Below are 12,687 nucleotides of genomic sequence, written 5' to 3'. Positions count from 1 at the left end.
CAACTCCATTACGACCTCCCGCCTGATCACCACAACCGCTAGCCGATTCGCTGCATGACGCGATGCGCCAATTGCCGGCTTTTTTCCGGGTCGTTTATATCCTGGGCCAGCGCATTGAGCGCTAACTGTAGCTGTGCCTGAAGCGGGGGATCGGTCGCCGTCTCCAGATACCGGTCACACAGCACGCGCGCAAAGGGCCCCAACAATTCCGTTGCCTCTTCCACCAGGATATCGCGCAGTGCATCAAGGGAGGATGCCATCTGAAGTGTATTTTTCGTGGCGGTGCGAGGCGGTGTCTTTCCCCCTCGCTCAAGCGGTTGACCGGATGCTTGGTTGTGGCTATCGCCGAGGAGCTCGATGATCTCATCGGTGCTTGGTAAAGACGGATTAACCGGCAGCAGCTTTACCCCTTGATAAAACCGCGCCTTACAGCTATTGATCTGGCGGATAGGGTTTAACGCCTGTTGTCCGCGGATCGATTGATATGAGAGGGCGCCTATTACACCCTCCTGCAATACCAGCTTTATGGTCTCGTTTCTATCCGTGACCAGAAAGAGGGTGCCGGTGTCCCGTTTTCGACGATGCTCGGCAATCAGCTCGACCAATCCAGTCAGGTCTATATCTTGGCTAGGGGGCATATTCGGCCTCAGGTATCAGTTACTGGGTGCGGAAGTGCTCCATCGATAATCGAACGCTATGTCCCAGTCGTTCAATCGCCCGGGCAAGATCGCCCAATTCATCTTGCCGACCGGTGTCCACCAGTTGCATCTGAAACTCGCCCCGGCTGACCTGTTCGGCGACCCCGGTTAACCGTTTGATGGGTGTGATCAGTCTACCCGATACATAGAGTGCAATAAGGAAAGCCAACAGTAATGTGATAGCCAGTAATATTTTGGCGCTGGTATGGGTTTCCGATAGGGACGCATACGCCTCGGCGTAATCCTGCTGTACCACCAGTATCCAGTCATGTGGCGTCTTTGCGGCATAACTGATGACGCGATTGCCGTTGGCGTCGGTGTATTCAACCCGCTGCCTATGGTCGAACATCAGAGCCCGATAGGCTGGATGAGCACTCAAATCCTTCCGCTCATTGGTGAATTCGTCAGAGGGATGAGCAATCACGCGCCCGTCGGGATCGAGTAGAAAAGCGTAGCCGGTGGTACCGATCTTGGCGTTGACTATCTTGTCCGACAGCTCTTTCAGCGTCATGGCGATGGCCAGGATACCCTGGGTCTTGCCCTGATCGTTTTGGATCGGCGTCGCCAGCACCAGTGCCGGTTTACCGGATGTTTTGCCTATCAGCACCTGTTGTCCCAGCGGCTTACCGCCCAGAACCTGACGGAGATAGCTGCGCTCCACATAGTTTTTTGCCGGCTTGTCGTCACTCCGACTGATGTTGTCTCCATTGATTGCCAGGGTATGAGCCAGGTAGATCCAGTCATATTCCCGGGTGATCTGTTTGAGGATCGGCACTTGCTGGTTGTTTTGCATGCTGGCCATATCCGGTGCGGCCGAGTTTTGTTTAAGCATGCGTACATTCATGTCCACCCATCCCCCAATGAAGCTGCTGAGCGCAGAGGCGGTCTGGGACAGGCGCTGATTTACCTGTTCGGTGACCAGATGTTCAGTCGATTGGGAGGAGGCATACCAGATCAGTGCCAGGGGGAGGGTTGCTACGATAATCATGACGAACAACAGTTTGGGAAATATGCCAACTTTCTTCTTCTCGATTTTGCTCATAGGCACGCTCGCTTGAGGTTAGGGCATGGGTCGTGGAGCTTACTAGAGCAATCGCTATACCAGTTTATAATTTGGTTTATATATGTTTAATATATTTTTGTTATATAAAGTAAATTATATTAATTTCAATTTCGCAGCCAGGTCTTGATCGGCGGATTTTAGCCTAAATCGAGGATTATGATGGGCGGTATTTGCCCCATTTGAAGGGGGCAGGCCAGTGGGAATGCGAAGGTCGGCACTGGACTGACGGCCCTCGCACTGGAGCAGTGTTTATTGGGTCATCTCCTTGACCTTGTCGACCACCTCTCCGGTTTTTTCGACAGTCACTTCCTTTACCTCTGTATATTTTTTCTTGATCGCATCCATATCCGCATCCTGGGTAGGGAGAGAAGTCTCTTCACCTGAAGGGGCGTCATAGCGATCCTTATTCATCTCCGTCCACTTTTCACGCGCCGATTCAGTTGATTCGGAGATGGCATTCCCCAACTCTTTGGCTGAGGCTTTGGCATGCTCCGCCGCTTTTTCCATACGGCTTTTTTCCGTGTTGCCGGAATCGCTCTCACCACCCTGATTATCCGGACCGCAACCGACTAGCAGCAGCGTGGATAGTGCGATAATCAATAGCTGTTTATTCATGACACTCCTCGTCTGAGACCCTCTGTGATGGGAACGGGTACCGTTCCGGATGACCCATAGTGACGATCAGTCTGCCGCGAATCAAGTGAACAAATGTAAACGATTCACCCTTTCCAGAAAGGTTTATTCGCTTCGGATTCAGCCTCACTCCGGCTGATACCAATATCGCTCAGCATGCGTTCGTCCAACTGCAACAGCGCACGGCGTTGGCGCTGCCGTTGATACCAGATCGTGATCAATTCGCCGAGGTGACGACGCGGACGTGACCGGCGATTCCGAACAATAATTTTGCGTAGCGTGATTTCCATGGCACTGTCTCCCAGGGCTATTTGATGAGAAACAGTTTATGCGTTAGTCTGTAACCGTTACAGATTCAATATTATATTATCTTATGCAGTACAGATTCACATATAGCAAATCTGTAAGGTATTTCACAAACCCTATCTGTATTGGTCAAAATGAAAAAATATGAACAAGTAGCGCAAATCCTGAGCGAGCAGATTGCTCGTGGCATCTATAAAATGGGCGATAGGCTACCGTCGGTCCGTCACCTGAGCGGGCAGATGGGGGTCAGTATCTCGACCGTTCAAGAAGCCTATCTGCTACTTGAACAGCGCGGGATTACGGAAGTACGGCCCAAGTCGGGGCATTTTGTCACCCAGCAACAGCAGCGACTGCTCGACTTGCCGGCGACCCAGGCCTACTCTGCCCGCCCCAAGGAGACCAGCACCTGGGCCAAAGTATTTCATGTGCTGTATCAGGCTGAAACGGCTGACGCCCTCTATCTGGGCCGTGCGGTACCCAATCTGTCTGTCGGCACTCTCAAGCCGCTGCAACGGTCGCTCGCCGCACTGACAAGACGGGGAGAGCTGCGCGGTCTCTCCTATGACTATATCTTCGGTTGTGATGAATTGCGCAAACAGATCACCCGTCTGGCGGTAGATTCCGGCTGCAATCTATCGGCCGACGAAGTGATCATAACCTCAGGGTGTCAAGAGGCGTTGGCCAGTAGTCTGCGGGCATTGACCCAACCCGGCGACACGGTAGTCGTGGATTCCCCCAGTTTTTATGGCTCGTTACAGGCGATTGAGGCTTGCGGCCTGAAAATACTGGAGCTCCCGACCCATCCGGAGCAGGGTATCAGCCTGGAGGCGATGGAGTTGGCGCTGGAGCAGTGGCCGGTAAAGGTTTGCCTGATTACTCCCACCTTCAATAATCCACTGGGATACACCATGCCAGATAATCGGAAAAAGCAACTGGTGGAATTGTTGGCGCGTTATGACACACCGCTGATCGAAGACGATATCTACGGTGACTTAAGCTATGAGGTACCCAGGCCGCGTACCTTAAAATCCTTCGACAAAGCGGGGCGGGTGATCCTCTGCTCCTCCTTTTCCAAATCTCTCGCCCCCGGATTGCGGGTCGGTTGGGTAGCACCGGGGCGTTATGCCAGCCGGGTCATGCATATGAAATATATATCGAGCATGAGTTCCGCTACACTGCCACAATTGGCGGTGGCGGATTTCATCTCCCGCGGCGGATATGACCGACACCTGAAAAAGGTCCGTTCGGTCTATAAAAGGGGGAGGGATTACCTTCTGGAGTGGATTACTCGCTATTTCCCGGAAGGGACGCGCGTTTCCCATCCGCAAGGGGGATATCTGCTCTGGGTTGAATTGCCGAAGTCAGTCAACTCAATGGCCCTGACGACTGCAGCAATGGAAAAAGGCGTTGGTGTAGCACCTGGCGAGCTGTTTTCCAGCACCGGGAAATATTCCCATCATATACGCCTCAATTATGCCGAATGCCCGACCGCCAAAATGGAAAGGGGGGTGAAATTGTTAGGCGAGTTAGCCACTGCCATGGGGCGAGCGGAATGAGTCAATTCGAGCTGGATTGTCGGAAAATCTCCCGAATCCTGGCCGATAGCGGGCATCAGCTTCCCGAGCCGGTTGAATATCCGGCCGGATATTTCAACGGGCCGCCGGAGCCGGCCTCCGTTCTGATGCCACTTTTCAGAGATACCGACGGCTGGCGGATACTCTATATTCGCCGATCCGAACACGATGGAGATCGGCATAGCGGACAGGTTGCCTTTCCGGGAGGGAAGCGGGATGAGGTGGACCATAACGCCGAAGCGGCCGCCCTGCGTGAGGCGCAGGAGGAGATAGGACTGGATCCGGAGCATGTATCGGTGTTGGGCCATTTAAATCCCTATCACACCATCAGCAACTATCTGGTCACGCCGGTAGTGGCGGAGATTAAATGGCCGGTCAACTTAGTACCGGACAGCCGTGAAGTGAGCCGGGTATTCAGTATTCCCGTGACTTGGCTGGCCGATCCGGCAAATCACCAAGTCAGCTGGCGTATGTTAAAAAACGACAATACGCGGATTCAGGTCATCCATTTTTTACGTTATGAGGGTGAATTGCTTTGGGGAATTACGGCCAAGCTGACGGTCTGTCTGCTTAATCTCATCGGTCTTCTGGATATCAAGTAATCGGCCCTCATCCATTTGCCCGTCGGTTGTGCAGGAGTTACCCGCAAACCCTGGCAGGCGTGTTAATATCCCCGTCTGACAAGTAACACCTCGTTGCGCCCCGCGCCGCCACATGAAAAAACTGACTCAACGGTTTGAAAACTCATCGCTGCCGATCGCGCTCAAGTGGTCGGTTATAATCGCCTGTTTTGTTTCGTTGGTGATGGGACTGCTCGGCTGGTTTTTGATCGATCAGCAATCCGCCACCTATCGCCAACAGAACGAAATACTGGGAGGCGTAGTGGTGGATCAGCTGGCCTTTGCCGCCAGCGAGCCGTTACTCGCCGGCGACGACTTGAGCTTGCAGGTCCTGGTTCGCCAGCAAGAGAAAAATTCCCTGATTATCGGGATGCAGGTATTTGATCTAAAAGGAATTCTTAAGGCAAGTGCCGGCATATCGCCGATTGGCGATATCCTCGCCGAAGTCGGACGGGAAGGGAGCCATCGCCTCCTGCCTTGGCGTACACCCTATGTCAATGCGGTCTCTTTTATCAGCCAGATCACGTTTAAGGATGTTACCGCCGGTTATGCGGTGGTGAGTATCGATCAAGGCCCGCTGGAGAAACAGCTAAACGCCCTGACCAGCGCACTCCTCACCACCACACTGGGACTGATCGCGCTCGGTGCATTGCTTGCTTTCCCCTTGTCCCATCGACTCTGCCGGCCGATTTACCAATTGGTTAAAGTGGGTGAAGCCATTGACAACGGTGACACCCGCCATCCCATTACCATCGGTCGTAAAGATGAAATAGGTCGCGTGTTGGATGCCTTCCAGCACATGGCCCGGGGCATGGAGAAAAAAAGGGAGGTGGAGCAGGCATTTTCACGCTTTCTATCCCCGACCATCGCCCACCAGGTGCTGAATCAGCCTGAAGGCCGCCAGTTGGGCGGAACCACCAAGGAGGGCAGCGTCCTATTCTGCGATGTGGTGGGATTCACTGAACTGTCGGAATACCGTTCACCGCAAGAAGTCGGTGAGATGCTGAATCAATACTTCAGCTACTTTTCCATCGCGGCCGACAGTTGTCATGGCACGGTGGATAAGTTTATTGGTGATTGCATCATGATCCTGTTCGGGGTACCTGAATCGGATTTTTCCCATGGACTGCATGCCATCACCTGCGGGGTGTTGATTCAGGAGATCGCTGGGCGAATCAATCACCAGCGCGCGAAACAGGGCTTGCCACTGGTGCAGTTTAAGATAGGCATCAATAGTGGCGAGATGCTGGCCGGTAACCTTGGGGGGATTGAGCGAATGCAGTACACGGTGGTGGGCGATGCAGTTAATCTGTCCGCGCGGATCTGCGATATCTGCAGTCCCGGAGAGATATTGGTTACCGAGGCGACACTGGAGCAACCTGGCGTAAAACCGCTGGTCAAAAGCATTCCGCAAAACAGCCTTAAGGTTAAAGGGCGCCGCCAGTCGGTGGATACCTATCGGGTGGATAGCGAGTCATTTATCGCTGAATCCCGGTTCCAGGAGAGCTTGGAGAAGATTCTCCCGGTGGAGGTTGTCGCGTGAGGTCCCTATTGATTCTGTTACTGGCACTTGTGTTCTCCGGTTGTACCGCTCTGCCAATAAAAACCGCACAGAAGGAGAAACTGGACTTATCCTCACTAATTAAGCAAGCCAAAGTGCTGCATAAGCAGGAGAAATGGCAAGAGGCGCTGATCCTACTGAATGAAGGCGTGAAGCAGCATCCTGAAGCGCTTGAAGTGGCCGATTTGCGGGCCGAAATCAAACGCGACTGGGAGCTGAAAAAGCGCAATCAGGAAGACTGGATACTGATTCAGGAGACGCGTGCGCTGCAGGCTAAGATCCCCCATCTGGAAGAGCTGGTGAGGATCGATCCACAGAATTACATCACCAAATCCCGGCTGCTTTTCTGGCAAACGCTGTTGGAGTCCAAAGTGGCCGCGCTGATCGCCTGCGGTTCGGTACATCTGCATCTCGATCAATCACTTGCGGAAAACTGTGTCACCCTGGCGGAACAGATCAAGCCGAGCAAGGAGAGCGAGCATTTGCAAAAAAAAATCCAACAGTCTCACGCGGCGCAAAAGCGTACGGAACTTACCCGACAGGCCGTCCGTATCAAGCGTGTCACCGCACAGCAAAGAGACCAACTGTTCAAGCTCGCCCACACGCAACTGGATAACGGAGCGATCCCGGATGCCATCGCCTCGTTGGATCAATTGCTGGAGCTGGTACCGGATGATGCCGAAGCCAAAATGCTACGGAACCAAGTCATCCAGTTGCGTGACGAACGAGTGGCGCGACTCATTGATTTTGGCGACAAACTCTATCGTGATGAACAGATCGAACAGGCGGTATCGGTATGGGAATCTGCGGAGAAACTGGATATGGGTAGACAGGATGTGGCGGCCCGCATTGACCGTGCCATGAAGGTGCTGGAGCGGCTACGTGAAATCCAGAACAAACCTTGAATCAATGGCTCAGGTCGCTGTGGCCGGGCGGTTGGTTGAACCGATATCACCAGACCAGAAGGCATTTCCTGGATTCAGGAAATCGCTCCAGGGAATGTAATGCGACCCGTCGCAGGAAAAGTTGAGGCCAACCAGCCCGTTAAAGATATTAATTGAACCGGAGCGTAGATAAACGGTTTCATCCGCCAGTCGCAGCTTTTTGAATCCGTCCAATATCGGCCTGATTTTGTCTTGCGGCAACATAGCGCTGGGCGGGTAGGGGCGAACTGGATAGGCAAGGCAAATATCCGGATCGATCAACTCTTCCACTTCTAAAATCCGATAGCGATAGGGGTCATCCACCAGCCACAGCGTGGCCCGGCTGCTGGAAAAGTGCAGTTTGCCGTGAAAAACACCCCGCTGGGCCATTAACTCCTCCATGATCGACATCACTTCATCGATATGCGCGTCCAGGACGCTTTTCACTCGGGTTTGTTGAAACAGCAGGCCCCGAATCGAGGGATCGCCCTTCATCTGTCGCCATTGATCCGGTTCATCATAAAGCTGCTGGGTCAACGGCAGATCACGCAGATCACGCAGATCAAAGTCGGCTCCCAACAACCCGATAACCTGGCGCCCCCTTCTGACCAACTGGATAGCGGTAATGCTCGGTCGGCCCGACAACAGGCTGATGTAGGCTTCGGACAGGTGGTAATCAACGGCGGGGTAGACGCTATTGAGGTAGGGGCGGCTGGAACGGTCGCGGCCAAAATGTTCGGGAAAACGGCCACTGCCGTTGATGTTATCAGAGATCTGGATCGCGTCTGTCCCCAACGCATAGATATAGGCGCAATAGGGGAGTTCGGAAACCTGCGATGCCAACACTTCATTCAGCCCCTGCCGATCTGGCCAAACCTCACTGCATAACCCGGCAATACGGCCCAAAATGGGGCGGATCAGTTTACCCAGGGCATGACGTTGTCGACTGATACTTTTTTGTATGGGGCTGTTCATTACTGCTACCAGCGCTTATTTAGGTGTGAGACTCCCACATCCTAGGGGATTCCGATCCCTTCCGCATCCAGAAATGCAATCAGTCTGATCAGAGGCAGGCCAATCAGCGAATTCGGGTCATCTCCCTCCAGGCGACTGAAAAGTGAAATACCGAGTCCTTCGGACTTAAAGCTGCCGGCACAATTATAGGGCGCTTCCGCGTCCAGATAGCGTTCAATCTGTTGCTGATCCAGCTGGCGAAAATGGACATAAAACGGCTCGCAGATCGCCTGGGCATTACCGGTTGTGCTGTTATAGAGACAGAGGCCGGTAAAAAAAGTGACCCGTTTACCTGACGCCGCTACGAGCTGGGCGACGGCATTCTCTCGACTCCCGGGTTTGCCCAGTATCTGGCCGTCTATGCAAGCCACCTGATCGGAGCCGATTACCAGGCTATCCGGGTGTCGGGCGGCCACCGCTTCGGCTTTGGCGCGGGCCAGCCGGACAACCAACTGCTCCGGCTCCTCACCGACCTGAGGCTGCTCATCTATTTCAGGAGAATCGACTTCGAATTGGATACCCAGTTTTTCCAACAGGGTACGTCGAAAAGGGGAGGTCGAACCGAGAACGATTCGGGGTCGTGCTGTTTTTCCTGCGGTGCCTTCGGTGATAGTGCCGTTCATGATGTCCTGCTGACTGCTTGAAATATGCAAATGGCGTGATGGACGAATGCTATCAAATAACCGTTTATCAGGGGAGGTAATCCGGCTTAAATGAGTGTAAAAAACTTCGCAATGTTACCGTAATATTGCAATGTCTTGACATTTTTAAAACCTATAGATACATTGAAAAAAAGCATTGAATTTATCAATACATAACATCCATCTAGGGCATACACATTAATTATCAATAACTTATAAAACAACACATACCACATAGACTTGACAAGATGGCCCTGCATCCCCTAGAAATGCTGACCGAATTAAGTCGTTACTTATATTAATACCGTCATGCTGTAACTACACGGACAGAGTAGCGGACGAAGGGGTTGACAACATGCACGTATCCGATCAACTGGCTGAAGGGGTGAATCTCATGCTGCTGGGCATGGGAAGCGTTTTTCTCTTTTTAACCGTATTGGTGCTAGTCATGCACGGCGTATCGAAACTGGTGGGAGCCATTTCAACAGACGTGGTGATACTGCAGCCAGAATCGACGCCGGCCAGTAAACAGGGCGAAGAGATCATAGCGGTGATCTCGGCAGCCATCAGCCGGTATCGAAGCAAACACTAAAACGACAGCCTTTGTTGTCATACTGCAAGGCTGTTCCTTTACGCATCACCGTTTAGTTAAGCGAATCCCTATGAGCACACACTCCAAACTCGGCATTACCGAAGTCGTCTTGCGCGACGCTCACCAATCCCTCTTCGCCACCCGTCTGCGGATCGAGGATATGCTGCCCATCGCCTCCAAACTGGACCAGGTAGGCTTCTGGTCGCTGGAAACCTGGGGGGGTGCCACGTTCGACTCCTGTATTCGCTATTTGGGTGAAGACCCCTGGGAACGCCTTCGCCTGTTGAAACAGGCGATGCCCAACACCCCGCAACAGATGTTATTCCGGGCGCAGAATATTCTCGGCTACCGTCACTACGCCGATGATGTGGTGGAACGGTTCGTTGAGCGGGCGGCGGCCAACGGCATGGATATCTTCCGTATCTTTGATGCCATGAACGACTTGCGCAATCTTGAAACCGCCATCAAGACCACCCTGAAGACGGGCAAACACGCCCAGGGCACGGTTTCCTACACCGTCAGCCCGGTGCACGATACCGCTTACTGGTTGAACATGGCCAAGGGACTGGAAGATATGGGGGCCAACTCTATCTGCATAAAGGATATGGCCGGCCTACTGAAACCCTATGTGGCTTTTGACTTAATCAGCCGGATGCGAGAAACGGTCTCCATACCTATCGCCCTGCATTGCCACGCCACCACAGGCTTGAGTACCGCCACGATCGTAAAGGCGGCCGAGGCAGGCGTGGATATGGTGGATGCCTCCATCTCTTCCATGAGCATGACTTACGGCCATTCACCCACCGAGTCGGTGGTCTCCATACTCGACGGCACGGAGCGGGATACCGGACTGGATATCCACCTGCTGGAAGAGATTGCCGCCTACTTCCGCGAGATCCGCAAAAAGTACAGCAAATTTGAAGGTGCCCTAAAGGGGGTGGATTCACGCATCCTGGTTGCCCAAGTGCCTGGCGGCATGCTTACCAATATGGAGAACCAGTTGAAGGAGCAGGGGGCCGCGGATCGTCTGGATGCGGTGCTGGAAGAGATACCCCGGGTCAGGAAGGACCTAGGCTATATTCCGCTGGTTACCCCGACATCCCAGATCGTCGGCACCCAGTCCGTGCTCAATGTACTCAACGGCGAACGCTACAAAAATATTACCAAGGAGACCGCCGGTGTCCTGAAAGGGGAGTACGGTGCCACGCCCGCCCCGGTAGACAGTGCATTGCAGGCAAAGGTGCTTGAGGGAGCGGAACCGATCCAATGCCGGCCGGCCGATTTGCTGGAACCGGAGATGGAAAAACTGACCGCCGAATTCGAAGCCATCGCCGAGGAGAAGGGGATCAAGGTCGCCGAGAATCTGGAGGAAGACGTGCTGATCTATGCCCTGTTCCCTCAGATCGGCCTGAAGTTTCTCGAAAATCGTGACAATCCGGAAGCCTTTGAACCGGCGCCGGGGATTGCTCCCGTCGCTCAACCGGCGGCGCTGGCCCCGGTTTCAGCCGCCGCAAAAGGCCCGGAATCCTATACCGTCACTGTTAACGGCAAATCCTACGGCGTAACGGTATCAGCCGGAGGGGAAGTACAGCAGGTGGTTTCGCAGGCTGCGCCTGCGGTCGCCTCAGACAGTGCCGGCGAAGCGATACCGGCACCGCTGGCCGGGAATATCTTCAAGCTCAAAGTCACGGTGGGTCAAACCATCAATGCGGGTGATGTCATCCTGGTTATGGAAGCGATGAAGATGGAAACGGAAATCAGGGCGACACGCGGTGGAACCGTAGAAACCATCGTGGCGAAGGAAGGCGAGGCGGTCCAAGTGGGCGATCCACTTGTGATCCTCAACTGACATGAGCGGCGCAGAAGCACTCTGGCAATCCATGGGGATTGCCAACATGACCTGGGGTCAACTGCTGATGATGCTGGTCGGCTGCCTGTTGATCTATCTTGCGGTGGCCCGAAAATTTGAACCGTTGCTGCTGCTACCGATCGGTTTTGGCGCGATTTTGAGCAACATTCCCGAAGCGGGCATCGCGCAGGACGGTGGACTCTTATTCTATATCTACCACATAGGTATCGAAACGGGTGTGTTCCCGCTACTGATTTTCATGGGTGTGGGAGCCTTGACGGATTTTGGCGCCCTGATTGCCATGCCCAGTACACTGTTCCTCGGTGCCGCGGCCCAGTTCGGCATTTTTGCCACCCTCATTGGCGCCCTGGCGCTGAATCTGCTACCCGGCTTCAATTTCAGCATGGCGGATGCCTCGGCGATTGCCATCATTGGCGGGGCGGATGGACCGACCGCCATCTTCCTGGCTTCGCGACTGGCCCCCGATCTCCTCGGTGCCATCGCCGTAGCCGCCTACTCTTATATGGCGCTGGTGCCGATTATCCAGCCACCCATCATGCGATTCCTGACCACCGATAAGGAACGGAATATCGTGATGTCCCAATTACGGCCCGTCAGCCGCTTGGAGAAGATCCTCTTTCCCTTCACCGTGCTGATTCTGTGTATTCTGTTCCTGCCGTCTGCCGCCCCGCTGATCGGTATGCTGATGTTCGGGAATATTCTGAAGGAAGTGGGCGTGGTGGACCGCCTGAGCCGTGCCGCACAGAATGAGATCATCAACATCGTCACCATTTTTCTCGGTTTGGCCGTGGGGTCAAAATTATCGGCAGAGAAATTCCTCTCCCTCGATACCCTGGGCATCCTCGCATTAGGCGCCATCGCCTTCTGCATCGGCACCGCAGCCGGCGTATTGATGGGGAAAGTGATGTGTAAACTGAGCGGGGGCAAGGTCAACCCATTAATTGGCGCGGCAGGAGTGTCCGCCGTACCGATGGCAGCGCGCGTCGTCAATAAGGTGGGACTGGAGAGTAATCACCATAACTTTCTCCTGATGCACGCCATGGGACCGAACGTTGCCGGGGTAATCGGGTCTGCCGTGGCAGCAGGTGTGTTGCTGGCAGTTGTCGGTAGCTGATCAAGCACTGGCATAGGACCTGCATTCCTCGCAAGGGAGGCTGATCCGCCATCGCCGTATATCGAGCCTAACCTAGTG

At 53.9% G+C, this 12,687-nt stretch carries 13 protein-coding genes; 7 read left to right on the top strand and 6 right to left on the bottom strand.

The genetic code is table 11. The features are described from left to right. Positions 1 to 38 precede the first annotated feature (38 nt). From ACQY5R_RS03545 to ACQY5R_RS03530, 4 genes are all read right to left on the bottom strand, one after another. Positions 39 to 638 (bottom strand): hypothetical protein, encoded by a 600-nt coding sequence (locus ACQY5R_RS03545; protein ID WP_428604585.1) that lies wholly within the window; start codon positions 636 to 638, stop codon positions 39 to 41. 19 nt (positions 639 to 657) lie between these two features. Then, entirely contained in the window at positions 658 to 1,740 is a 1,083-nt protein-coding gene (locus tag ACQY5R_RS03540) for a HAMP domain-containing protein (protein WP_428604582.1), read from the bottom strand. A 270-nt stretch (positions 1,741 to 2,010) separates the two neighbouring features. Continuing rightward, on the bottom strand, positions 2,011 to 2,376 hold the full coding sequence (locus tag ACQY5R_RS03535) for a hypothetical protein (protein ID WP_428604580.1): 366 nt from the start codon (positions 2,374 to 2,376) through the stop codon (positions 2,011 to 2,013). Positions 2,377 to 2,480: 104 nt separating this feature from the next. After that, the gene (locus ACQY5R_RS03530) at positions 2,481 to 2,684 is read right to left on the bottom strand and encodes a DUF1127 domain-containing protein (protein WP_428604577.1); all 204 of its coding nucleotides are present in this window, start codon (positions 2,682 to 2,684) and stop codon (positions 2,481 to 2,483) included. A 150-nt stretch (positions 2,685 to 2,834) separates the two neighbouring features. On the opposite strand from ACQY5R_RS03530, the gene ACQY5R_RS03525 reads away from it, so the two are divergent. From ACQY5R_RS03525 to ACQY5R_RS03510, 4 genes are all read left to right on the top strand, one after another. Further along, on the top strand, positions 2,835 to 4,256 hold the full coding sequence (locus ACQY5R_RS03525) for a PLP-dependent aminotransferase family protein (RefSeq protein WP_428604575.1): 1,422 nt from the start codon (positions 2,835 to 2,837) through the stop codon (positions 4,254 to 4,256). After that, positions 4,253 to 4,876, top strand: coding sequence for an NUDIX hydrolase (locus tag ACQY5R_RS03520; RefSeq protein ID WP_428604572.1), 624 nt, complete (start codon positions 4,253 to 4,255; stop codon positions 4,874 to 4,876). The genes ACQY5R_RS03525 and ACQY5R_RS03520 overlap by 4 nt, the downstream gene beginning before the upstream one ends. A gap of 112 nt (positions 4,877 to 4,988) precedes the next feature. Then, positions 4,989 to 6,437, top strand: coding sequence for an adenylate/guanylate cyclase domain-containing protein (locus tag ACQY5R_RS03515; protein ID WP_428604569.1), 1,449 nt, complete (start codon positions 4,989 to 4,991; stop codon positions 6,435 to 6,437). Beyond that, the gene (locus tag ACQY5R_RS03510) at positions 6,434 to 7,360 is read left to right on the top strand and encodes a hypothetical protein (RefSeq protein WP_428604567.1); all 927 of its coding nucleotides are present in this window, start codon (positions 6,434 to 6,436) and stop codon (positions 7,358 to 7,360) included. The genes ACQY5R_RS03515 and ACQY5R_RS03510 overlap by 4 nt, the downstream gene beginning before the upstream one ends. A gap of 9 nt (positions 7,361 to 7,369) precedes the next feature. On the opposite strand, the gene ACQY5R_RS03505 is transcribed toward ACQY5R_RS03510, so the two are convergent. Together ACQY5R_RS03505 and ACQY5R_RS03500 are read right to left on the bottom strand one after the other, a co-directional pair. Continuing rightward, on the bottom strand, positions 7,370 to 8,353 hold the full coding sequence (locus ACQY5R_RS03505) for a PDC sensor domain-containing protein (RefSeq protein WP_428604565.1): 984 nt from the start codon (positions 8,351 to 8,353) through the stop codon (positions 7,370 to 7,372). Positions 8,354 to 8,394: 41 nt separating this feature from the next. Beyond that, on the bottom strand, positions 8,395 to 9,015 hold the full coding sequence (locus ACQY5R_RS03500; RefSeq protein ID WP_428604562.1) for a Maf family protein: 621 nt from the start codon (positions 9,013 to 9,015) through the stop codon (positions 8,395 to 8,397). 373 nt (positions 9,016 to 9,388) lie between these two features. Here ACQY5R_RS03500 and ACQY5R_RS03495 point away from each other — a divergent pair, with 373 nt between their 5' ends. The 3 genes from ACQY5R_RS03495 (at position 9,389) to ACQY5R_RS03485 (ending at position 12,609) form a co-directional block, all read left to right on the top strand. Next, complete coding sequence (locus ACQY5R_RS03495; protein ID WP_428604559.1) at positions 9,389 to 9,625, top strand: OadG family protein; 237 nt, start codon at positions 9,389 to 9,391, stop codon at positions 9,623 to 9,625. A 70-nt stretch (positions 9,626 to 9,695) separates the two neighbouring features. Next, the gene (oadA, locus tag ACQY5R_RS03490) at positions 9,696 to 11,474 is read left to right on the top strand and encodes a sodium-extruding oxaloacetate decarboxylase subunit alpha (protein ID WP_428604556.1); all 1,779 of its coding nucleotides are present in this window, start codon (positions 9,696 to 9,698) and stop codon (positions 11,472 to 11,474) included. Position 11,475: 1 nt separating this feature from the next. Next, the gene (locus tag ACQY5R_RS03485) at positions 11,476 to 12,609 is read left to right on the top strand and encodes a sodium ion-translocating decarboxylase subunit beta (protein WP_428604554.1); all 1,134 of its coding nucleotides are present in this window, start codon (positions 11,476 to 11,478) and stop codon (positions 12,607 to 12,609) included. Positions 12,610 to 12,687: the final 78 nt, after the last annotated feature.

Origin of the sequence: Sedimenticola sp., assembly GCF_050289425.1 — a bacterium.
GTDB lineage: Bacteria > Pseudomonadota > Gammaproteobacteria > Chromatiales > Chromatiaceae > Sedimenticola.
Note: the sequence above shows the minus strand (reverse complement) of the source record. Positions and strands in the feature narration are given on the sequence as shown.

Bases quoted from the DNA above. Each gene is read 5' to 3' on its own strand.
- ACQY5R_RS03545 (WP_428604585.1), bottom strand. From the start codon at position 638: ATGCCCCCTAGCCAAGATATAGACCTGACTGGATTGGTCGAGCTGATT.
- ACQY5R_RS03540 (WP_428604582.1), bottom strand. From the start codon at position 1,740: ATGAGCAAAATCGAGAAGAAGAAAGTTGGCATATTTCCCAAACTGTTG.
- ACQY5R_RS03535 (WP_428604580.1), bottom strand. From the start codon at position 2,376: ATGAATAAACAGCTATTGATTATCGCACTATCCACGCTGCTGCTAGTC.
- ACQY5R_RS03530 (WP_428604577.1), bottom strand. From the start codon at position 2,684: ATGGAAATCACGCTACGCAAAATTATTGTTCGGAATCGCCGGTCACGT.
- ACQY5R_RS03525 (WP_428604575.1), top strand. From the start codon at position 2,835: ATGAAAAAATATGAACAAGTAGCGCAAATCCTGAGCGAGCAGATTGCT.
- ACQY5R_RS03520 (WP_428604572.1), top strand. From the start codon at position 4,253: ATGAGTCAATTCGAGCTGGATTGTCGGAAAATCTCCCGAATCCTGGCC.
- ACQY5R_RS03515 (WP_428604569.1), top strand. From the start codon at position 4,989: ATGAAAAAACTGACTCAACGGTTTGAAAACTCATCGCTGCCGATCGCG.
- ACQY5R_RS03505 (WP_428604565.1), bottom strand. From the start codon at position 8,353: ATGAACAGCCCCATACAAAAAAGTATCAGTCGACAACGTCATGCCCTG.
- ACQY5R_RS03500 (WP_428604562.1), bottom strand. From the start codon at position 9,015: ATGAACGGCACTATCACCGAAGGCACCGCAGGAAAAACAGCACGACCC.
- ACQY5R_RS03495 (WP_428604559.1), top strand. From the start codon at position 9,389: ATGCACGTATCCGATCAACTGGCTGAAGGGGTGAATCTCATGCTGCTG.
- oadA (WP_428604556.1), top strand. From the start codon at position 9,696: ATGAGCACACACTCCAAACTCGGCATTACCGAAGTCGTCTTGCGCGAC.
- ACQY5R_RS03485 (WP_428604554.1), top strand. From the start codon at position 11,476: ATGAGCGGCGCAGAAGCACTCTGGCAATCCATGGGGATTGCCAACATG.